Source organism: Halocatena halophila (genome assembly GCA_027563145.1).
GTDB classification, from domain to species: Archaea; Halobacteriota; Halobacteria; order Halobacteriales; family Haloarculaceae; genus Halocatena; species Halocatena halophila.
In genome coordinates, this window is record CP071306.1 from 1,345,109 (window position 1) to 1,366,016 (window position 20,908).

Below are 20,908 nucleotides of genomic sequence, written 5' to 3' on the forward strand. Positions count from 1 at the left end.
TCCTCCATAGTATCTGCGCGCAAATGTGTTTGGTACGCCCACAGCTTTAACCTAACGATTGGTCACAAATGCGTTTGTGTTATATTTCAATAATGTATATCATCGGTCGAACAACTCAGTTGTCAAATTCGAGAAATCGCATCTCGAACGACACGTTCCACTTCAGATCGTGGAACCGGTTTGAGCAGTGGCTGTTCCATTCGATCCAGTGACCGTTTTCGAAGCGATCGACGGCAAACCGAACGACAGGCTCACGATCTGTGGTGTTTTCTCCGACGAACGCCACGCCGTATGGTTTGAGTCGGTATTCGCGATCGCCGACAGACCAGGTGGTCCAGCCGTCCGCTGGTATCGTTGCTTGTGTTGTAAGATCCCACGCTGAGATGTTCCGGCCAACCACCGCTTTTAGCTCAACCCGTAGTCGTCGGGAGGATTCGAGGGGTTGCTCATCATCGGCGCTGGTCATTCGGTCGCGGCGTGCGAGAAAGGCATCGTTCAACGTCCCCCGACGAGAGATGAATGAATCATCTTGAGGAGGGCTTGAATAATTGCGGGAACTAGACATAACCTAGAGGCTATTCCGAAGGCTCGTAAATGTTTCCCTACTCATCTACAAGTAATAATTTATTTTTTCATCTTTAATGAAGGACTTCGGATTCAGTGTTCGACGAATTCTACGAGAACGCCACCGGTGGATTTGGGATGTAAAAACGCTACCTGATGTCCCCAGGCACCCGGTCTCGGTTCGGAATCAATCAGTTCGACGTTCAGTTGTGCTGCTCGATCGAGTGCATTCTGAATGTCGTCAGTCGCAAGCGCGACGTGATGAATGCCTGGGCCATGATCGTCGAGATAGCGGCTGATTGTCCCATCTTCGAGTGGTTCGAGCAATTCGAAGTAGCCGTTATTGAGATCGAGAAACGTCACGTCGAGTCCATCGAACTGCTCTTTGTGGGCGATTTCGAGGTCGAAGAGCTCACCGAAGAGCGCACTCAGCCCGGCGGCGTCGGTCGTAGCAATGCCTGCGTGGTCGAACTCCATACCTGTGGAGATTCCGCCCCGGATGTTAAACGCCCGGATCAGACGGAAACGTTCGGTTCGTACTCGCCGAACACGTCGCGCAGCGCGTTACAGATCTCACCTGTGGTCGCGTACGCTTTGACGGCCTCGATGATGTAGGGGAGCAGATTTTCATCGCTTCGTGCAGCGTCTTTGAGTGCTGTGAGTGTGGCCGAGACCGCTTCGCTGTCGCGCTGTGCGCGGACATCGTTCAGCCGCTCGATCTGGGCCCGTTCATCTTCAGGGTTCACGGATTCGATCTCCTCATCTGTCTCTTCGTCGACGGTGAACTCGTTGACGCCGACGATGATCCGATCGCCGGCTTCGACTTCTCGCTGTCGTTCGAAAGCGGTATCCTGGATCTGTCGCTGGACCCACTGCTCTTCGATCGCCGAGCGCATGCCATTGCGGGCGTCAACTTTTTCGATCAGCTCGCGCGCCTGGGACTCGAGTTCGTCGGTGAGGTGTTCGACATAATAGCTGCCAGCGAGCGGATCGACCGTGTCCGCCACGCCGGATTCGTGTGCCAGGATCTGCTGTGTGCGAAGCGCCGTTCGCACGCTTTCTTCGGTGGGAAGCGAGAGCGCCTCATCTTTCCCGTTCGTGTGAAGCGACTGTGTTCCACCGAGCACGGCCGCCAGCGCCTGGTAGGCAACACGGACGACGTTGTTTTCGATCTGCTGGGCAGTCAGCGTCGATCCTGCGGTCTGGGTGTGGAACTTCAGCTGTTTCGATTTCTCGTTTTCAGCCCCGTAGCGTTCGTCCATGAGCGAATACCAGAGCCGGCGTGCCGCTCGGAACTTCGCTACTTCCTCGAGGATATTGTTGTACGAAGCAAAAAAGAACGAGAGCTGTGGGGCAAACTCATCGACATCCAGTCCGGCATCCAGTGCGGTTTCGACGTACTCCATTCCGTCGGCCAGTGTAAACGCGATCTCCTGGGCTGCCGTTGAGCCGGCTTCACGGATGTGATAGCCCGAAATCGAGATCGTGTTGAAGTTTGGAACCTCGGCCGCACAGAACTCGAAGATATCCGTGATGATGCGCATCGACGGCTCCGGCGGGAAGATATAGGTGTTTCGGGCGATGTACTCTTTGAGCACGTCGTTCTGGATCGTTCCCCGCAGTTCGGACCGATCGACGCCCTGTCGGTCACCGACAGCAATGTACATTGCGAGCAAGACGCTGGCTGGCGCGTTGATCGTCATCGATGTCGAGACCGAATCCAGCGGAATCCCATCGAACACCGTCTCCATATCGTGTAGCGAATCGATCGCGACACCAGATTTGCCAACCTCGCCGGCGGCCATCGTCGCGTCCGAGTCGTATCCCATCTGCGTTGGGAGATCGAACGCCATCGAGAGGCCAGTTTGGCCCTCATCGAGAAGATAATGAAACCGTTCGTTTGTCTTCTCGGCGGTTGAAAAGCCGGCATACTGACGCATTGTCCACAGGCGGCCACGATACATCGTGGGGTAGACACCACGCGTGTAGGGTGGTTCGCCTGGATAGCCGAGCGAGTCGTCGTAGTCAAACGACTCGATGTCGGCCGGCGTGTACAGCGGCGCAACCGTGGTTCCCCCAGTGTCTGTCGTGAACGTCTCTTTGCGTTCGCCGAATCGATCGACCGTGGGCGATCTGGTCTCGGATTCCCATTCCGAGCACCCCTCACGGATCGATGCGAGGTCCTCCTCGTCAAACATGCCCGAATCGTGGCGACCTGCAGGCTAAAACCTTGGCGAGTTGTTCGCGTTGTCCAGCCAAGAAAAGGATATCAGCTCGTATCGTATTTGTACGTGGCCGCGTCCGGATCGATGCCGAAATCCTCGGCAGTTTCGGTGGTGTCTTCGGTCTCGGGCTGCTCGCTCGCTGTTTTGAACCGCTCTCGAAGTCGGTCAGGCATCACGAATCGATCCACATCGATCACGACCGGCGTGGCATCCGGAGCGAGATTTTCTCGTTTCGTTTCGAGTCGCTGCTGTAACACCGCTGGCAGTCGCTCGATATCGATCGTTCGAAAGCCAAACTGTGCGAGATACGTCGGTTGCTCGGTCAGCGCATACACACGTTCGAAACCGTCGTCGCCAGCCATCTCGATGAGTCGTTCGACAACGTGGGCTCCCACGCCCTGGCGTCGCCACCCATCTAGCACGCCAATGCTCGTCAACTCACAGATCTCGCTGCCAGGGCCCTGGCCTCCCGGCGTCCGTTCGTCCGAGTCACTCGTTTTGTGGAGGCGAATCCGGCCAAAGCCCGCCTTCTCGTTGGTAGACTCATCTAATGCAATGACATAATCGCGCGACCGGAACGTCGTCTCGTCGAGTCCCATCGCCTCGATGTGATCCAGTAACCAGACCTCTTCTCGGTTTTTGGCGTCCCGGACATACATATCGAATCGTTGGCTTGCTGGCGACAAAAGCCTTTTTCGGGGGCCAACGATTGTAGCGGACTGGCCACAACGAATCTGGCCACTGAGATATTTTTCGGGTGCTGTAATAATAGGAACTTACTTGGATATCCGATAGCATTCGCCAGTATGAGCGATATACCGTCGACAGACACCGTCGTCTACGAGCCATCACAGGAGACGATCGAATCGACGAACGTCTACGAGTTTATGGCAGCACACGACATCGAGGGGATCGATGCGCTGATCGAGCGGAGTCGCGATCTGGACTGGTTCTGGGACGAACTCGTCGAATATCTCGGTATCGAGTTTTACGAGCCCTACGACGACGTCCGCACACAAAGCGATGGGCCACAGTTCACGGAGTGGTATCCCGGTGGGAAAATAAACATTGCGCACAACGTAGTCGATAGACACGGCCATCCCGACAGCGAGCACCGAAACACGGTGGCGACGATCTGGGAGGGAGAGGATGGTACCGTTCGGGAGATCACCTATCACGAGCTGTATCGACAGTCAAACCGGGTGGCGAACGCGCTCACCGAGCGGGGAATCGAGGCCGGCGACACCGTTGGGCTCTACATGCCGATGGTTCCAGAAGTCGTCTCGATCCTGTATGGCTGTTTCAAGGTTGGAGCGATCGCTGTACCGATTTTCTCGGGATTTGGCGTCGACGCGACCGCAACCAGGATTTCGGATGCTGAGTGTTCAGTGCTGTTCACCGGCGATGGCTTTCTCCGCCGTGGGAGCGAGATTCACCTGAAAGACGCGGCCGATCGTGCGATCGAGCAGGCGGGACATGTCGAACACACCATCGTCTACGACCGACTCGGTGTGGACGTGCCGTTCGATCCATCCCGCGATGAGTGGTGGGACGACGCTGTCGAATCGCAGTCGCCGTCGTTTGAAACCAGAGAGCTCGACTCGACGGACGAGTCGATGTTGCTCTACTCCTCGGGGACGACGGGAATGCCAAAGGGAATCGTCCACACGCATGCGGGCGTCCAGCTCCAGTGTGCCAAAGAGATCTATTTCGGCTTCGATCACACGCCTGGTGATCGCTTTTTCTGGGTGTCGGACATCGGCTGGATGATGGGCCCCTGGACACTGATCGGCAACCACACGTTCGGCGGCACGGTGTTCATCTACGAGGGTGCGCCCGATTATCCCGAGCCCGATCGGTTCTGGGAGATGATCGATCGCCACAAGCTCTCGGTCTTTGGTATCTCGCCCACGGCAATCCGCGCGCTGCGAAAGCAGGGCAACGGCTGGCTTGATGGCCACGATCTCTCCTCGCTCCGGTTGCTCGGCTCAACGGGTGAGCCGTGGGATCCAGAGTCCTGGCACTGGTTTTTCGAGGCGGTCGGCGACGGTGAGCTGCCAATCATCAATATCTCTGGGGGCACCGAGATCTGTGGCTGTTTCCTCATGCCGTTGCCGGGCATGTCGCTCAAACCATGTACGCTCGGAAAACCAGGGCTCGGAATGGCGGTGGACATCGTCGATCAGGAGGGTACAAGCGTCGTAGAGGACCACGAACGCGGCTATCTCGTCGCGAGGGATTCAGCTCCCTCAATGACGAAGTCGCTGTGGTCCGGTGACGACCGGTATCTCGCCGAGTACTGGTCCACGTTCGAGGAGCCACCGCTCTGGGACCACGGCGACTGGGCACAGCAGGATGAAGACGGCTTCTGGTTCCTGCACGGACGCGCTGACGATGCACTCAACGTGGCCGGCCGGAAGGTCGGTCCAGCAGAGGTCGAAGGAGCGCTCTTAGAATCCGAGGCCGTCAATCAGGCCGCCGCAATTGGAGCCGACGACGACACCACTGGCACCGCCGTCGTCAGCTATGTGATTCTCGAGGAGGGGATCGATGCAAGCGACACCCTCCGCGAGGAGCTGACTGAACTCGTCGGGACCGAACTTGGCAAGCCGTTCCGCCCGCGGGAAATTCTCTTTGTCGATGCGTTTCCCAAAACACAGTCAGGAAAGATTGTCCGGCGGGCAATTGAGGCGGTGTACAACGGCGAGGAGCTCGGTGATCTCTCGAGCATCGAGAATCCGGACGCGATCGATCGCCTCGAAGATGCCAGGTAGGCGAAGAACTATCATAGCCGGCGTGTAAATGTCAGTATATGGAAGATAGGCCCTCCAGTACAGACACGCTCATTCCGGTGGAAATCGACGATATTGAATCCGGACAGCTCGAGTGGCGCAGAATCGGCTGTTATCTCGTGGTAACGTTTGGGTTTTCGTGGCTCGTTGCCGTCGTGTTATACCTGACAGGCGGGATTGGTCTGGAGAGTCAGCAGGCGTTTTCCGGTGTCAAATACGCAACTATCTTGCTTCCGCTGTACATGTTTGGTCCCGCTATCGGTGTCATCATCACGCGACTAGTCACCGGTGAGGGCCGCGATCGGCTCTTCGTTCGGCCACGACTGCGATCGAACTGGCGCTGGTATCTGTTGGGCTGGCTTGGTCCACCAGTCCTCATCGCGCTCGGGGGCGCGCTCTATTTTCTCCTCATGCCGTCGCAGTTCGATCCAACGTTCTCGTCGTTGGAAGCGTTTGCGCGACAGGTGGGGCTCCCAGGGGGATCACTCGATCCGTTGGCCTTGCTTGGCCTCCTCGTGGTGGGTGCGCTGACGATCGACGCTGCCATCACATCGATCGCGACGTTCGGCGAGGAGTTCGGCTGGCGGGCGTATCTCGTTCCAAAGCTCTTGGCACTCGGCGACCGTCGTGCAATCGTTCTCTCCGGGGTAATCTGGGGCGTCTGGCACTGGCCGCTGACGATTCAGGGGCACAACTATCCCGGCACGCCGATTCTGGGCGCGGTGTTGATGTGCTATTTCACGATCGTAGTGGGCGTGTTTCTGGCCTGGATAGCGCTCCGCGGTGAGAGCGTCTGGCCGGCCGTAATCGGACACGCCGTCATCAACACCACGACGCCACTGGTCATTCTTCTCGATGTTGATATGCCCCAGTATCTCATCGGACCGATGATAACCGGCGTCGTGGGCTCGATACCCTTCGCGCTGCTTGCGTGCTGGTTACTGCTTCGAGACGGCTCGTTTGCGTTGCCAATGAGCGAGCCGACTCAGAAGTGAACCGCAGACAGCGGAATGTGGCGTGGCTCTGGAGCACCGTTCGCCCCGATCGCAACGTCACCAACGCGGTCTTGAGCCGGGAACGCAATCGTTGCGCACGAAAGCAACGGAGCGATGACGCCACCGACGATCGTCGCTGGGTTTGAAAGCGATTCACGGAGTACGACGGTGGTATCTGGCTCGATTTCGTGGCCCTCACAGAGTGCTCTGGCCTGGGTCAACAGTGCACTGTGGGTGTACTGCTCGGTAGCCGTCTCTAGCACCGTTGCGGTCGGCTCGACGGAATCCGGTGGTGCTGTCGGGTTCTCGCTCCAGACCTCACCCTCGAAGTGAGCGACGGTAGGCTGAGCTGGCACCGATCCATAGCCGATTCGTCTGGTCGAGGAGTCAAGGGCCGAGACAGCATCGGTCGGGCCCACGATAGCTTTCGTTCGATCGACCCCGTTGACCGAAACGGATGCACCCAGCAGACTGGCTCCCAGCAGTGTGAAAATCGATTCCGGCGCGTCGGGTTCAAGGAGGCCCACTTGATCACCAGCACGGACCCCGTAGTGGCGCAACAGATTGCCCACTTTCCAGGCGGTGGTACAGAACCGACGGTAATCGTACTCCCGGCCGCTCGCAGCACCCAGCAGTGCGGGCTCGTTCGATCGCCGTTCTCTGGCCACGAGTCCACCGAGCCGATCGATCGCCATGGCCGCCGTTCGTCTCGTATGCTCGAAAACCGCTCGGTTCAGAACGAGTGTTTCAGCTTCTCGAAAAAGCCCTCCTTCACGTCAATCTCCTCACCACCCGCCTCGGCGAACGCTTCGAGCGCTTTTCGCTGTTCGTCGTTCATCGACTCGGGGGTAACAACCTGAACGTGAACGAACAGATCACCGTCGCCACGCCGCTGGAGCCGTGGCATTCCCTTGCCGCGAAGCCGGAACTGCTCGCCGCTCTGTGTGCCGGCGGGGACGTCGAACGTCGCTGCACCGTCCATCGTCGGCACTTCAACCTCTGCACCAAACACCACCTGCGGGAACGAAACCGCCAGACGGTGGTGGAGATCAGCGCCGTCGCGTTCGAATTCCGGATGGTCTTCAACCGTGATCTCGACGAGTAAGTCGCCGTTTGGTCCGCCGCTTTCGCTCGGTGCGCCCTCGCGTTCCAGTCGAAGGGTCTGGCCGTCCTGAATGCCGGCCGGAATGTCGACGGTGAGCTGGGTCTCGTTTCTGACCGTTCCGTTGCCACGACAGCTAGAACAGGTTTCGGAGTGGATCGTCCCCGTGCCTTCACACTCGCGGCAGGGCTGGGTCTGCTGGACGCGCCCGAGTGGTGTCTGCTGGACGGTCGTCCGCTGGCCCTGCCCGTTACACGCCGGACAGGTTCGTGAATCCGCGCTAGGGGGGTGCCCAGTGCCGTTACAGTCATCACACTGTTCGGGACGCGTGACCGTCATCTGCTTTTCGACGCCATGATAGGCGTCTTCAAGCGAAATCGTCATCCGGGTCTGGAGATCCTTGCCGGGACGGGGGCCACGCCGGCGTCCATTTCCGCCACCGCCACCGAAGAACTGATCGAAAATGTCCCCAATGTTGCCGCCGGCACCACCCATGTTACCGAACGGATCGCCCCCAACGCCACCGCGGCCACCGTCAAAGCCGCCGCGTTTTTCTGCCTCCTCAAACCGTTCGTGACCGAGTTGATCGTATGCCTGGCGTTTCTCGTCGTCGGAGAGCACTTCTTTTGCCTTTTTTACCTGTTTGAACTTTTCTTCGGCGTTCGGATCGTCGCTCACGTCCGGGTGATACTTGGCCGCCTTTTTCCGGAACGCACTTTTGATCGCATCCTCGTCCGCATCACGAGAGACCCCCAGGATATCGTAAAAATCGTCGGTCATTCGTTAGTGAGTATTGGCCATTGAGATACTTGAAAAGAACGGCTCCCGGACGAGAGACCATTTGGTTGTGAGAAACTGCTCTAAACGGCGCTATAAAAAGGCCAGAATGTCCTGTAGCCTGAGCGCCAGCATGATGAGAAACGGAATCGCGATCGCAATGAAACCGTTCTGTCGGTTGAGATCGTGGAGTTTCTCCATCGCAATCGTCCAGAGAACGCCACTCCAGAGAAACATGATGAAGCCGAAAACGGTCGCACCGAGCAAGAGTGGATCCGTCTGGAGTGAAGACTGTAGCGCCTGGGCTTCAGCCTGTGTTTCGGGAACGGCCACACCGCCGTAGACCACGTAGTTCGCAATGGCGTTGGCGATCTTCGTGAGCGCTTCGGGGACGAATCCCCAGCCGACGAACGCGAACGTTCCGCCGAGCGAGCCAGTCCCATCAAGTGCATAGTTGGCAACCGCATAGAACAACAGCGAGTACAGAACCCATCCTACCAGCGGCCCAAAGAATGCGAACACCGTCATCGCACCTTTCGCAACCGCCCCAACAAATCCACCAACTGCTTCGGGGTCAACCTGTGGGGCGGTGGCGGTCCCCTCCGCTGTGGGTGGGGTAAACGTGCCAGCGCCCTCTTCGAACACCTTTTGGCCAATTTGACTGGTGAACTCCGCGAACGGTTGGATCGCAACAGCCGCGAGCACCGCCGTCGCGATCACGATGAGGGCAGGGGCGAGGAGGGAAGGACTCTCCTTACGGGCACCGAAAAACGACTCTGGATCGGTAATGAAAGAGCGCCGGTCCATGATGGCAGTTTGTTGGTCCCACTATTATACCCTTTCACTTACCACCACCTTAATATAACAATAAATTGTGTAGTTAGCCACTTTTCGCCCCCAATAGCTGAACAATTCACTGTAACTCCATAGCCACCGAACACATGAACTATTATCACACAGACAGATATGCAGATATGGTCTCCATTGCAATGCGCGACGTGACCAAGCGGTTTGGGAGCGTCACTGCGCTCGACTCGCTGGATTTGACGGTGCAATCCGGTGAGATCTATGGCTTTCTCGGTCCGAATGGGGCGGGAAAATCGACAGCAATCAACGTATTGCTCGATTTCGTCCGGCCGACGAGCGGGAAGGCCACCGTCCTGGGCTACGACACCCGAAAAGAATCCACCGAGATCAGGGCACGGACTGGCGTGTTGCCCGACGGCTATCAGCTGTACGGGCGACTCACGGGCCGTGAGCATCTAGAGTATTCGATCGCTTCCCGTGGTGCTGGAGATGATCCGGATGTGATCTTAGAGCGGGTGGGAATCGCCGACGCGGCCGACCGGCGCGCTGGTGGCTACTCGAAGGGGATGGCCCAGCGACTGGCGCTTGGGATGGCGCTCGTTGGCGAGCCTGAACTGTTGTTGCTCGATGAACCCTCCACTGGTCTCGATCCCACCGGAGCTCGAGAAATGCGCACCATCATCGAAGCAGAGGCAGCCCGTGGAGCGACGGTTTTTTTCTCGAGTCACATTCTGGGACAGGTCGAGGCGGTCTGTGACCGGGTTGGTATTCTGCGCGACGGATCGCTCATCGCCGAAGACACGATCGACGGGCTGAAATCATCGATCGACTCACGGAGCACGATCGAGGTGACCGTGGAGAACGCACCGCCGGGGATCGAACGAGAGATCCGGCCGATCGGCGGGGTTTCCTCGGTCGAATTCTCCAATTCAAAGCTGACGATCGACACCACAGACGACGCGAAGATGACCGTCCTGCAGGCGATCGAATCGACCGGCGCGACGGTGAAAAACGTTCAAACGGACGACTCCTCGCTCGAAGATCTGTTCGTCGCCTACACGAGCGACGAGTCTGGGGTGGCCCAATGAGTCTCACCCGCATCGCGATGAAGGATCTTCGGGATACCAGTCGATCACGCATGCTCGGGGTCGTCGTCGTGCTCTATGTGCTGTTCACCGCCGGAGTGGCGTACATTTACACGTTGATTCCGGAGATCGGACCGGGAACTGGAGAGCTCTCACTCGAGCTTATTTCGTTTCTCGGGACGCCGATCGGGCTGTTCGTTCCAATTATTGGTTTGATGCTCGGATTCAACGCCATTTCGGGCGAGCTAGAGAGTGGCTCGATCAAGCTACTGCTCTCAGAGCCTCACAAACGGTCCGACGTGGTGTTTGGCAAGTTCGTCGGTCGATTCGTGGTGATGACGATCGCGACGCTGCTCGGATTCATCGCTGCACTGGGAATCGTGCTGGCGCTGTATGCGGAACTTTCGCCGGTCGTCTATGTCGAGTACGTTCTTCTCACCGTGCTGTTTGGGGGCGTCTACGTCAGCCTCGGAATCGCTGTTTCGTCTCTGACCCGTTCGAAAACGAAGGCCACCGCCGGCGTCGTTGGTCTGTTCGTCGTGTTAAACTGGGGGTGGGGACTGATCGGGATTGGGCTTCACTGGATCATTGAGGGGACTCCGTTTTCGATGGGAGCGCAGCCAGACTGGTATCAGCTTTTCTCCCAGGCCAGCCCGGGCGGCGCGTTCTCACGGGTGAGCACTGCCATGCTCGACCTCCAGGGGCCGGCACAGCAGTTCGCCGTCACCGCTGACGATCCGTGGTTTCTGCAGTGGTACGTCGCAGTGGTGGTGTTGTTCGTCTGGATGATCGTCCCGCTGGCGATTGGCTATCTCCGATTCCAGTCGATGGATATCTGAGTCTCATTTCGATTCGAAGCCAACGTGCGACCGGGTGAGCCACCAGAGTGTGGCCACAATGAGTACGCCGACGGTGTTTGCAAGCCCGTCGAACGGATCAAGTTCGCGTGCGGTCGGCCACTGGAGCAGTTCGATCAGGAGCCCATAACTGACGGCGACGATACCGACCCAGCCCAATCGCCGTCGAATTGGCGGCTCCGCTGGGGCAACCACTGCGTAGGCAAGCACAGCAGTCAGTCCGGCATAGGAAAACCCATGCACCCATTTGTCGGCATCAACCAGCCCGAACGGCCCCTCTGTCAGGCAGATCACGCCCGGCTGGCGGCAGAATTCGGTCTGATCTTCCATTGGAACGGGTGTGTGTGAGAGTGAGAAGACCAGGATCAGAACGGCCACGACGGCGACCATGGCGTAGCGCGTCCGATCGGAGAGAAGCCGCAACTGGATGGATGGCATCGTCAGTATGTGAGGACCGATCAGATGAAATTCATTGTGGCCAACAGCTACGGTCGTTGTTCACGATCAGATGATCACACCGACAACGCAGTCAAACCGTCCGATCGACCCGAAGCGTTGTGAGCTTTCGCAACTCTGTTAAACACTTGTGCCTAACCGCTCAGCATGGTAGACACACTGGGGTTCGGGTTGGGGCTCCTGTTCACCCTGACGGTGGCAGTGCTCCACTTCTCGAAAGGAACGTCGTGGCGGCCTGGAGACGATATCTCCGACGAAGTGATGGAACACCGTGCCGCGAGCGTCCCCGAGACGAGCTTTCCCGAGCCGATGAGCCGATCGATCGGTGGCGGTGCTGTCGGTGGGGCTATCCCAGGTGAAACTGACGCCGAGGGCGAACTCGAAGCCGGCGACGAAGGGGCTGGCGCGGCCGACGACTCACCGGCCTCAATTTCTGACGACGAAGCCGAAACCTTCGAAGTCGAATTCGTCAAAGAGGGCGAAACGATCGACGTCAAAGAAAACACCACGATCCTGGAGGCCGGCGAAGACGAGGGCTGGGACATGCCATACGCCTGCCGTGAGGGACAGTGTATCTCCTGTGCAGGCCACATCACGGACGGCCACGCAGAAGAGTACGTCGAACACCACACCAACCAGATGCTCGGTGAAGCAGAGCTCTCCGATGGCTACACACTCACCTGTGTGGCATACCCCACCGCAGATCTCTCGATCGAGACCGGCGAATCACCGTAAGCGAGCGCAGCGACTCACAACCTATAAAACCAACCGGCGGCAACTACTCAACGAGAGCCTGTAGCTCAGTGGACAGAGTTCTTGGTTCCGGACCAAGACGTCGCGGGTTCAAATCCCGTCGGGCTCGTCATCGAGAGTGTGTTTTTCTGACGTTTTCGTCCGTGACCAACCTAGAAGTCATACCACTCACACGACTCGAGTCTGGTATCGGGATGGTTCAGGAGATATCGGGATGAAGTACCCAACGAGTAACAATAGAATTTTCTTGAAGAATCGACACTGTCTTCAGCAGGAGACGACCAATTCGAGACTCCTAACCGTGGGTCACCCGGTCGCTCAGTCCTCGAGATAGTACCAGAGAATGGCTGCTTCGACGACTGCCGCGCGATCAGCGAATGCGTACGCATCGTTGGCGACGATGGCACGTAGTTGCTGTCGATACGCGCCGAGACCAGAAACCGCCATCTCCCCACTCACGTCTGCTCCGAGCACCGACGCAATACCTGTCTGAACCAGCGCGCCAATGGAATCGAATCGATCATCAGCCGTGACAACCGTTTCGAGAACCCGATTGGTCGCGTCCGACCCCTCGACCGCCAGCGACAGCTCAAGTGGCTCGGTCCCATCAGCATCGCCGCCGAGTAGCGCGATCACATACTGTTCAACCGCCGCGACGATTGCTGTGTCGATCGACTCGTGCTCGCTTGTGCCCGCAATTGAGCGCTCAAGAAGCACACGTGCGAGTCCGGGTACCGCAACCGTCAGCGCATCGTCAGGGGTTGACACGCTGTCAGTCGGAGCACTCGATTTCGTTTCCGACGGCGGATCGTCACCGTTGGCAGCACCAGTCGTCATCTCGTCGGCAACTGACCCAGCGCCGTCGGTATCGTCGGTTGTGTGTGTCTCCGCTGACGTGGCATCGTCCGTCTCCTGAGACGCTGGCTCCGTCTCTGATTCGGTCGTGGGGGTGGAAACTACGCTGTTATCCATGGAGACGCCGCCAGTCTGCTCGCGCTTTGTGAGCATGGCCGCCAAGTCCGCTTGCGTGAGCGATCCGTCCTCAAGCGCAATCTGTACGTGTGGATCGGGATCATCGCCGAGGTTTGGCCCCGTCGATCGAACAATGCCGATCGATGGCCGTCCGTCGTCCGTCGAGCTGTCAGTCCCGTCGTTGCTGTGAGTTGTCATACGCGTAGTGGTGTGACTGTCGGTCTGTTTGACTGGCTGTGCGTCCGTTTGAACCGCTGGGTCTCCAGTGGGAACTGGTCGCTGGTGGAGGCGACGACCGATGGCAGCGACATCGAGTCCTTCCGCAGATAATGCTGGGTCGTCGTCGCGATCGATCGATGGCAGCGAAAGCGAGTCGTAAATGGCGGATCCGGCAAGCTGCTGGACGTTTCGCTGGTGGGACTGGCGAAACGTTGTGCCATCCATCCAGGGTGGTAACCGCCAGTGGCTGCCATCATAGAGGGTGTACTCCGTACAGTCTCCTGCACCCCAGACAACGCTCGAGAGGTCATTGAAACTATCGTGTGCCCCACCGTGACAGTGTGTGATGACCGTGTGAACTGGATCGACGCTGTCGTGGACCGACACCAGCGTTTCGCGACTGGGATGATTGATGAGCTCGAAATGGTGGATCGTACACGCGCCGTTGCGTTCTGGTTCCTTCCCGGAGCCAACGAGTTGAATAACACACGCGTTGGCGTTCGCTCTAAGGACGCCAAACAGTCGCCCACTGCTGCGGTCGCGTGGCACCTCTGGGCCAGCAATCGTGATCGTTCCCGGCGCAAGACACGCATGTGTGCTCTGAAACTCTGGGACGGTTTCGACCGCATGACAGTCGTAGCCGAGCGCTGCATAGAGCTTTGCCACCTGGCCGACGACGCGAATCGGGACCGTCCGGTCGAACGTTTCCCCAAGACCCGCCAGTAGATATGCCATCTGAACGCCAACCGTGCCGCTGGTTGTAACGAGCGTTGGCGAGCCACTCGAGGCCCGCTCGAGCGCAAGACCAAGCGCCTCGGTCAGCGACGATTCGAAGCTGGTGTTGGTCGTTCCTGTCAGAAAGAGGATGTCAACATCGCCGATACGATTCGCGTCGAATCCAGGATAGCCGGCTGCGCGTCGACAGGTAAAATCGCCTGTCGCCAGTAAATGCTGATAGCCATTGTCCTGGGCGACTCGAACGAGAAAGCCGACGGCTCCGGGGACGTGGCCCGCCGGAACGGGAGAAAGCTCGATTCCATCGGCGATTTCGATCCAGTCATCGATTGGCATTATCGCCCCAGAAACCGCATCGGTCGTCCGCACGTCGTACTCAACCCCTGCCACGTCGAGCACGTCGTCGAGAATTCGGGCCGTCGCGGGTGAGGTTAGAATCGGCACGCCCTCGCGATGGGCATTCGCGAGTTCGGCGTAATGATCCAGATGAGCGTGCGTCAAACAGATCGCCACGAGGCAATCATCGTCGTTCAGGAGTGTATCGAGCGCCACCCCACGGCCAGCATCAACGAGTAGACAGGGATTCTGGCGGTTGTCGCCATCGAATCGGAGGAGGAACGACTCGTTTCCAGCGGAGGGATTTGCATGCTGAAACGAAATTCGCACGGATACGTGTAGTCTTTCCGAATATATAATTATTATGTGTGAACGATTGGTTGAGACCTGGCAATTGGCCCGTGCTTTCGTCTCAGCGAACGCTTTTGCAGTTGTCGAATCCGTTGAGAACCGTTTCACGGCCACCAAACGATGGTTTCTGGCGACGAAATTTGGCTCACAGTATACCTTTCTGGCGCTCGGACGAACAGATACCGTGACCGCGATTCCGTCCTGGATTGACGACCGAATCGATCGGAATCTCAACAATACGCTCTCGCAGAAACACGTTATCGAGACCATGGTCGGTGCAGACCGTCCGTATTTCTCGATTCGCCAGCTACACGCCCGTATCAAGCCGGATGTCACCAGGGCAACCGTCCGAAATCGGCTCAATGAACTCCAGGAGATCGATATCGTGGCCACGGAGACGTATCCTGACTCCATCACGCTGTACTACATCGACCATCCGGAATCTGCGTGGCCACTGTCACCCGAAGGAAAGCGCGCGCTCCAGACGACAACTCCGCTTGATCGCCTTTCTGCCCGTGGATTTCTCACCTTCTCGGATACGGTTGGCATCCGAACGCTCGTACTCGCCGGACTCCAGTTGAGTCTGGTGCTGTTTGGCGTCGGAAGCGTGCTCACGGTTTTTGGCGCGGACAGCTCGATCGTCCAGAGCGATATGTTTCTGTGGGATACGGCAGTCGAACTCATACTCGTGAGCGTTTCTTTGCTCCTCACGGAGCGCGCTGTCAGATGGATGCGCGAGCGATTCGGGCCGTTCAATCCACTCTCCTCGACGTAGCCGCCAACAAACCGACAGTAACCCATGACTTCTGAGAATACACACGATGTGACTGCATCGACCGAGGGACCAAGACTCCTCGAAACGCGACCGATCGCCGGTATTCTGGTTCACCCCCTCGCTCTTCTTACGATGGGCGTTGGGGCCGGTATCTGCTATCTCGTTTCGTCGAACGAGTTCACCCGAGCAAACGCCCGGAATGCCCTTGACTGGCATCTCACGGTGTGGGCACTCATGGTGACAGCGTTCGGAGCGATGGGGGGTGGGGCAGTCGTTGCTGAAACGTCTGTAATCAGTCTCCCGCCGCTGGCCGGACAGCTCACTGGCATACTCTTCTTCGCCCTGTTTGCCCTGTTGATGGTGGTGCTGTTCTGGACTCTCCTTGCGGGGGGCTTCGCGACACTCATGGCGGCGTTTGGAACCGTCTGGCGCTATCCGCTTTCTGTCGCCGTCGTCGATCGACTCGAACGCCGTGGAGGCGTTCCCGGTGGCTGGCTGGGCGTGATCGTCGGCTATGTGGTGCTCACGCCGCTCGTTATGGCTGGTGTTCTTACTGGACCGCACGGTGGCCCATTCTTTTTCCTCAGCTTTGCTGGGGTGGCCGGTCTCACGATGGTGGGCGCGCCGCTTGCCGTCGTGGCGGTGTATCGCCACGGAATCCAGGGGAGAGCCACACAACCACGCCCTGCTGGTTTGACGATCGCCATCCCGGTGGTGATAGCACTCGCTGGCTTCGTTCTCAGAAGCGAGTACGCTCACTCACTCAATCCATCCGGCGATGCAATCTATATCTTCTTCGTGGCGTTCTGGCTCTCGTTGACCTGCTATCTCTGGAAGACGACAAGAGATCGCGATTCGAATCCACAACCGAACAGCCCCTAGTTCCGACGATACTCGTCGGGGAGTTCCACTTCCTCGGGAGCCGGCATCCAGAAGTAATCGATCGTGAGTCCGACGGCAAACGGCACGAACACGAGCAGTGCAAACACGATGCGGGGGCTGCCGAGATTGAAGCCAAAGCCGAGCAGGCCAAACAGCTGTGTGAGGACGACGAGCACCGGCGGGATCAACACGATGGCGAACACCACTGGTCCCCACGAGGACGACAGCCGGTTTCGGAACAGTCGGACGAGTAACGCGGTGGCAGCAGTGTTGAGGACCACGATGAAACAGAGCTGAAACACGTCGAACGCCGAAGCCATACAGAGCGTTTGGAACGAATACCCTTCGTCGTATCGAATCGTCGCCATCAATTCATAAGAGGCCAACGCCCAATCATCGTTCATGCACCGAATTATTGCCGAGAAATCGTTCGAATCTGCGCCGGTCAATGCCGAGCGCGCGCGCTGGCTGCTCGAACAGATGGTTCGTGCACGAACATTCGATGAGCGCGCGATTGCGCTCCAGCGACGCGGCTGGATCAGCGGTTATCCACCATATCGCGGGCAGGAGGCCTCCCAGATCGGCACAGCAAGCGCGCTGACCGATTCTGACTGGCTCGTCCCCACGTATCGCGCCAACGCGATGCAGTTTGCTCGCGGCGTTCCCTTCGAGGACATTCTGCGGTTTCGCCGGGGCCATCCCGAGTTCGACTCCGCACACGAGCTCCCAATTCTCCCACAGGCCGTGCCGATCGCCACGCAACTGCCACACGCCGCCGGAATCGGGATGGCAATCGACTACGCCGGCGACGACGCGCGCGTGCTCTGTTATTTCGGCGATGGGGCGACCAGCGAGGGCGACTTCCACGAGGCGCTGAATTTCGCCGGCGTTTTCGAGGCTCCGGTGGTGTTTCTCTGTGAGAACAACCACTGGGCGATCAGTCTCCCACGTGATCGACAGACACGCGCCCAGACGATCGCTCAGAAAGCAACAGCCTACGGCATCGCGGGGATGCGAGTCGATGGGAACGATCCGATCGCCGTCGCCGACACCGTCGAAACCGCGCTCGAGCGGGCCGAATCCGACGAACCAGTGCTCGTCGAGAGTCTCACCTACCGACAGGGGCCACACTCAACCAGCGACGATCCCGACCGCTACCGGGATGATGAGAGTGACCTTCCGGACTGGCGGACTGCCGACCCGATCGAACGATTCACCGACTATCTCATGGACGCGGGCGTGATTGATGACGCGTTCGACGAGTCAGTTCGCGCAGAGGCCAGATCCGAAATCGACGACGCCGTCGACCGGATCAAATCCGCAGAAGACGGCACGGCCGAGGAACTATTCGACCCAGTGTACGAGAAACTGACGCCGCGACTTCGTCGCCAACGAGCTTCACATCGAACCTGATCTTTCAGATCGTATCCGACGGGTCGTACTGCTGGCGAATCTGTGACACCTCCTGTGCGTACTGTTCGCGAGTACCGTCTTCGACCGGCGTGAGATCCGTCCGATCAACGACCATGCTCGCCGTTGTCTGTCGGCCAGTGTCGCTGAAGCTGGTCATCGCGCGTTCTTCCCGAAACTCGTACGCACCGTCCGGGGTGGCGTACGTCAGGATGATGAGATTCGGCCAGTCAGCCGAAAACGTCCGATCGACGAGCCACACACGCTCGGTTGCCTGAGTTTCTGCACGATGCATACTGTGCTATTGGTGCCCAAACTACAAAGTCTGTTCGTCCGACAGTATCTGGCATCCACGTGGCTGCTGTGATTTTTCCCAGAGTGGGAACTGGAGGTCAAAGTTATGTGTCTTGGTTGGCATAGGAAAGTCATGCGCTTTGTTATCGTTGGTGGTGGGCGTGTTGGAAAGCGGACGGCCCGGGTGCTCGAAGCCGAAGGCCACAGTGTGACGATCATCGAACGCCGCACAGAACGCGTCGATGCGCTCCGAAAGGACGGCTTCGATGTGATCCAGGGCGACGGCTCGCTCGAGTCTGACCTTCTCGGTGCGGATCTCGACGGCGTCGACGCTGTCGCTGGATTGACCGGCGATCTGACCGTCAATCTCATCACGTGTATGATCGCCGCGGCATACGATTGTCGGACCGTGTTGCGGGTGGACACGGACAAGTACGAATACGTGGTCAGAAAGTACGGCTCTGACATCGACGAGGTGATCTATCCCGAGCGACTCGGCGCGATTGCTGCGAAAAATGCCCTGCTCGGTGGAAACATTCGTGCGATCGCAGACATCGCCCATGAGATCCAGCTCGTGGAGTTTACGGTGCGCGAGGTGTCGCCGATCGAGGGCTACTCGCTCGCAGAGCTCGAACTCCCGGCGAACGCACAGCTGCTTGGCTTTGGGAAAGCAGACGAGCCGGTTTCGCTCCCGCAGGCCGACGCGTCGATGCAACCCGGCGATCGGTTGGTCGTCATCGCTGATTTCGACGTGCTCGGCGACGTTCGAAAGCTGATCGTCGGCGACGCTGGGCTGTCCGACGGGTCAGTGACTGCGTTATGATCTCATAGCGGTAGCGGGCCCCCACCTTTCTCGTCACCACCAGCCGTTGTCGCACTCGAGAGCAGTTCCGAGACGGGCGGTCGGTAGGTGTAGCCTGGAACGACACCCTCGATGTAGGTGCCCTCGACGTACTCTGCGAGCGCTTTACAGATGGCCGGGCCGCGATCGGCCGACGGGCCAGTGATCGACATCGTGACGGTCGCCTCACCATCGTTCGATTCGACCGTGAGCGATTCCATCGTGAGATCGTCACGAACGACCGTCGTGGCGTCTTCGAGACGGCGCTCGAACGTTTCGAGCCAGCCCGCTGAGACGTTCGGCCCAACGGGTTCTTCGACGGCACTTGCAAGCGTGGGTGTCACTACAGAGAGCGTGTAGGTTGGTGGCTCCGCAACAACCGTGATCTCGGTCTCGAAGGCGATCGAATCGAGGACGAACGTGTCTGCGTGTTCGTCGAACCGCTCATGACGGTCGAACGCGTCTCTGATGGTCTCCTCGGCCGGCATTGTGCACGTCTAGATCGTCGAGCCGAAAAGTCGTTGTGCTCGATACAATGCGGAGGGAGGGATTCGAACCCACGGACTCCTACGAGAGCGGATCTTAAGTCCGCCGCCTTTGTCCTGACTCGGCCACCTCCGCGCACTCGGATATCGTCGGTCGAACGAAAAGTGGTTTCGATCCGCGAAACCGTTACCAGTCCACGCTGACCGTGCCGTCACCGTGTGGATCCGGGGCGAGTTCTTCGTTCGTCCGTCGATCGATGACGTGAATCACGCCGCGATCTTTCTTTGCCGGGCAGACGTTCGCTGCCTCGACGTTGTGTGCGAGCTCGGCGTCATCGAAGAAGTACGTCTGTGGCTTTGCAATGCCACTGAGTAGATCCATCTCCCAGTTATCGGACACCTCCGCACACTTTCCGGCGGCGATGCATTTGTTCGCCTCGAAGATGAGCTTATACGGTTTCTGATCGACGGGCGGGGCGTCCTGTTCGCCGATTTCGCTCGGATCCACCGTCTCCTCGGCCATTATGCGATCGTACGGTGTCACCGTGTTTGGAGCTGTCGATCCAGGCCTACTCCTCGCTGACGGTGACCTGCGCCTCGCGGATGATTTTCTCGGCCATCGCGTACCCCTCGCGCTGGAGTTCGTCGATCGTTCCCGCTGGCTGGTCAGATTCGACGTTCAACAGCACCTCGTGGCGCTGTGGGTCCACGTCGTCGCCTGGTTCTGGGGCTATGATTTCGACGTTTTCCTTCTCAAGGACGGAATCGAACTGCGAAAGCGTCGCTTCGATTCCTTCACGGATGTCACCGTCCTGGTCGAGCCCGCGTTTTAGATTGTCTCGAACGTCGATGAGCCTGGAGACGAGATTCTCCGTAGCCCGTTTTTGCTCTTGCTGTCGACGCTTTTGCATCCGTTTTTTGTAGTTCTGAAAGTCCGCCTGCGAGCGTTTTAGCTTCGATTCCAGCGCATCGATCTCGGATTCCTGTTCCTCGATCGTCGACTCCAGGTCGTCGATTTCGGTGGCGATCTCCGTCGGATCTGTGGCTTCGATGCGTTCGATGAGCTCGGCCGGCGGGGTCTCCTCCGCAGTGGATGACTCCGAGTCCTCCTCGGTGGACGCCTCGTTCTCTGGGGGCTCGGAGGCAGTCTCCTCGTCGGGGCTCTCATCAGGAACCGAACTGTTCTCACTCATTG

23 protein-coding genes and 2 tRNA genes are annotated in these 20,908 nt (G+C 58.4%); 10 read left to right on the forward strand and 15 right to left on the reverse strand.

Annotated features, from left to right (window positions below):
• Positions 1 to 115: 115 nt before the first annotated feature.
• The 4 genes from JXQ78_RS07180 to JXQ78_RS07195 form a co-directional block, all read right to left on the reverse strand.
• Positions 116 to 565, reverse strand: coding sequence for a hypothetical protein (locus JXQ78_RS07180; protein WP_330630098.1), 450 nt, complete (start codon positions 563 to 565; stop codon positions 116 to 118).
• A 92-nt stretch (positions 566 to 657) separates the two neighbouring features.
• Positions 658 to 1,041 (reverse strand): methylmalonyl-CoA epimerase, encoded by a 384-nt coding sequence (mce, locus tag JXQ78_RS07185; RefSeq protein ID WP_330630099.1) that lies wholly within the window; start codon positions 1,039 to 1,041, stop codon positions 658 to 660.
• Positions 1,042 to 1,079: 38 nt separating this feature from the next.
• A complete protein-coding gene (locus JXQ78_RS07190) occupies positions 1,080 to 2,762 on the reverse strand; it encodes an acyl-CoA mutase large subunit family protein (protein WP_330630100.1) in 1,683 nt (560 codons plus the stop codon).
• 71 nt (positions 2,763 to 2,833) lie between these two features.
• Positions 2,834 to 3,448, reverse strand: a complete 615-nt coding sequence (locus tag JXQ78_RS07195; RefSeq protein ID WP_330630101.1) for a GNAT family N-acetyltransferase — start codon at positions 3,446 to 3,448, stop codon at positions 2,834 to 2,836.
• A 147-nt stretch (positions 3,449 to 3,595) separates the two neighbouring features.
• On the opposite strand from JXQ78_RS07195, the gene JXQ78_RS07200 reads away from it, so the two are divergent.
• Positions 3,596 to 5,563 carry an AMP-binding protein gene (locus tag JXQ78_RS07200; RefSeq protein ID WP_330630102.1) on the forward strand — a complete coding sequence of 656 codons (1,968 nt, stop codon included), beginning with the start codon at positions 3,596 to 3,598 and terminating at the stop codon, positions 5,561 to 5,563.
• Between the two features lie 38 nt (positions 5,564 to 5,601).
• Entirely contained in the window at positions 5,602 to 6,576 is a 975-nt protein-coding gene (locus JXQ78_RS07205) for a CPBP family intramembrane glutamic endopeptidase (RefSeq protein WP_330630103.1), read from the forward strand.
• On the opposite strand, the gene JXQ78_RS07210 is transcribed toward JXQ78_RS07205, so the two are convergent.
• The 3 genes from JXQ78_RS07210 to JXQ78_RS07220 form a co-directional block, all read right to left on the reverse strand.
• Complete coding sequence (locus tag JXQ78_RS07210; RefSeq protein ID WP_330630104.1) at positions 6,567 to 7,271, reverse strand: hypothetical protein; 705 nt, start codon at positions 7,269 to 7,271, stop codon at positions 6,567 to 6,569. The genes JXQ78_RS07205 and JXQ78_RS07210 overlap by 10 nt on opposite strands.
• A 38-nt stretch (positions 7,272 to 7,309) precedes the next feature.
• Positions 7,310 to 8,458 carry a molecular chaperone DnaJ gene (dnaJ, locus tag JXQ78_RS07215; RefSeq protein WP_330630105.1) on the reverse strand — a complete coding sequence of 383 codons (1,149 nt, stop codon included), beginning with the start codon at positions 8,456 to 8,458 and terminating at the stop codon, positions 7,310 to 7,312.
• A 90-nt stretch (positions 8,459 to 8,548) separates the two neighbouring features.
• Positions 8,549 to 9,262 (reverse strand): Yip1 family protein, encoded by a 714-nt coding sequence (locus tag JXQ78_RS07220; RefSeq protein ID WP_330630106.1) that lies wholly within the window; start codon positions 9,260 to 9,262, stop codon positions 8,549 to 8,551.
• A gap of 167 nt (positions 9,263 to 9,429) precedes the next feature.
• On the opposite strand from JXQ78_RS07220, the gene JXQ78_RS07225 reads away from it, so the two are divergent.
• Together JXQ78_RS07225 and JXQ78_RS07230 are read left to right on the forward strand one after the other, a co-directional pair.
• Positions 9,430 to 10,350, forward strand: a complete 921-nt coding sequence (locus JXQ78_RS07225) for an ABC transporter ATP-binding protein (protein WP_330630107.1) — start codon at positions 9,430 to 9,432, stop codon at positions 10,348 to 10,350.
• On the forward strand, positions 10,347 to 11,186 hold the full coding sequence (locus tag JXQ78_RS07230) for an ABC transporter permease subunit (RefSeq protein WP_330630108.1): 840 nt from the start codon (positions 10,347 to 10,349) through the stop codon (positions 11,184 to 11,186). The genes JXQ78_RS07225 and JXQ78_RS07230 overlap by 4 nt, the downstream gene beginning before the upstream one ends.
• A gap of 3 nt (positions 11,187 to 11,189) precedes the next feature.
• Here JXQ78_RS07230 and JXQ78_RS07235 read toward each other — a convergent pair whose 3' ends face one another.
• Positions 11,190 to 11,642, reverse strand: coding sequence for a VanZ family protein (locus JXQ78_RS07235; RefSeq protein ID WP_330630109.1), 453 nt, complete (start codon positions 11,640 to 11,642; stop codon positions 11,190 to 11,192).
• Between the two features lie 165 nt (positions 11,643 to 11,807).
• Between JXQ78_RS07235 and JXQ78_RS07240 the strand changes: the two genes are divergently transcribed.
• Complete coding sequence (locus tag JXQ78_RS07240) at positions 11,808 to 12,395, forward strand: 2Fe-2S iron-sulfur cluster-binding protein (protein ID WP_330630110.1); 588 nt, start codon at positions 11,808 to 11,810, stop codon at positions 12,393 to 12,395.
• Positions 12,396 to 12,449: 54 nt separating this feature from the next.
• Positions 12,450 to 12,522 (forward strand) — tRNA-Arg (locus JXQ78_RS07245).
• Between the two features lie 209 nt (positions 12,523 to 12,731).
• Here JXQ78_RS07245 and JXQ78_RS07250 read toward each other — a convergent pair.
• Positions 12,732 to 15,005: an MBL fold metallo-hydrolase gene (locus tag JXQ78_RS07250; RefSeq protein WP_330630111.1), complete on the reverse strand. Its 2,274-nt coding sequence runs from the start codon at positions 15,003 to 15,005 to the stop codon at positions 12,732 to 12,734.
• Between the two features lie 205 nt (positions 15,006 to 15,210).
• On the opposite strand from JXQ78_RS07250, the gene JXQ78_RS07255 reads away from it, so the two are divergent.
• Both JXQ78_RS07255 and JXQ78_RS07260 read left to right on the forward strand, forming a co-directional pair.
• Positions 15,211 to 15,801, forward strand: a complete 591-nt coding sequence (locus tag JXQ78_RS07255) for a hypothetical protein (protein WP_330630112.1) — start codon at positions 15,211 to 15,213, stop codon at positions 15,799 to 15,801.
• Between the two features lie 24 nt (positions 15,802 to 15,825).
• Positions 15,826 to 16,683, forward strand: coding sequence for an acyltransferase (locus JXQ78_RS07260; protein ID WP_330630113.1), 858 nt, complete (start codon positions 15,826 to 15,828; stop codon positions 16,681 to 16,683).
• Here JXQ78_RS07260 and JXQ78_RS07265 read toward each other — a convergent pair.
• Positions 16,680 to 17,051: a hypothetical protein gene (locus JXQ78_RS07265; protein WP_330630114.1), complete on the reverse strand. Its 372-nt coding sequence runs from the start codon at positions 17,049 to 17,051 to the stop codon at positions 16,680 to 16,682. The two genes, JXQ78_RS07260 and JXQ78_RS07265, sit on opposite strands and share 4 nt — an antisense overlap.
• Positions 17,052 to 17,085: 34 nt before the next feature.
• Here JXQ78_RS07265 and JXQ78_RS07270 point away from each other — a divergent pair, with 34 nt between their 5' ends.
• The gene (locus JXQ78_RS07270) at positions 17,086 to 18,096 is read left to right on the forward strand and encodes a thiamine pyrophosphate-dependent enzyme (protein WP_330630115.1); all 1,011 of its coding nucleotides are present in this window, start codon (positions 17,086 to 17,088) and stop codon (positions 18,094 to 18,096) included.
• A gap of 4 nt (positions 18,097 to 18,100) precedes the next feature.
• Here JXQ78_RS07270 and JXQ78_RS07275 read toward each other — a convergent pair whose 3' ends face one another.
• Complete coding sequence (locus JXQ78_RS07275) at positions 18,101 to 18,388, reverse strand: hypothetical protein (RefSeq protein WP_330630116.1); 288 nt, start codon at positions 18,386 to 18,388, stop codon at positions 18,101 to 18,103.
• 132 nt (positions 18,389 to 18,520) lie between these two features.
• On the opposite strand from JXQ78_RS07275, the gene JXQ78_RS07280 reads away from it, so the two are divergent.
• Complete coding sequence (locus tag JXQ78_RS07280; RefSeq protein WP_330630117.1) at positions 18,521 to 19,210, forward strand: potassium channel family protein; 690 nt, start codon at positions 18,521 to 18,523, stop codon at positions 19,208 to 19,210.
• Between the two features lie 2 nt (positions 19,211 to 19,212).
• Here the strand turns inward: JXQ78_RS07280 and JXQ78_RS07285 are convergent, their stop codons facing one another.
• The 4 genes from JXQ78_RS07285 to JXQ78_RS07300 all read right to left on the reverse strand — a co-directional run bounded on the left by JXQ78_RS07285 (position 19,213) and on the right by JXQ78_RS07300 (position 20,906).
• A complete protein-coding gene (locus JXQ78_RS07285; RefSeq protein WP_330630118.1) occupies positions 19,213 to 19,716 on the reverse strand; it encodes a DUF5813 family protein in 504 nt (167 codons plus the stop codon).
• 48 nt (positions 19,717 to 19,764) lie between these two features.
• Positions 19,765 to 19,849, reverse strand: a tRNA-Leu gene (locus JXQ78_RS07290).
• Between the two features lie 51 nt (positions 19,850 to 19,900).
• Positions 19,901 to 20,236: a ferredoxin gene (locus tag JXQ78_RS07295; protein ID WP_330630119.1), complete on the reverse strand. Its 336-nt coding sequence runs from the start codon at positions 20,234 to 20,236 to the stop codon at positions 19,901 to 19,903.
• Between the two features lie 46 nt (positions 20,237 to 20,282).
• The gene (locus JXQ78_RS07300) at positions 20,283 to 20,906 is read right to left on the reverse strand and encodes a nucleotide exchange factor GrpE (RefSeq protein ID WP_330630120.1); all 624 of its coding nucleotides are present in this window, start codon (positions 20,904 to 20,906) and stop codon (positions 20,283 to 20,285) included.
• Positions 20,907 to 20,908 lie beyond the last annotated feature (2 nt).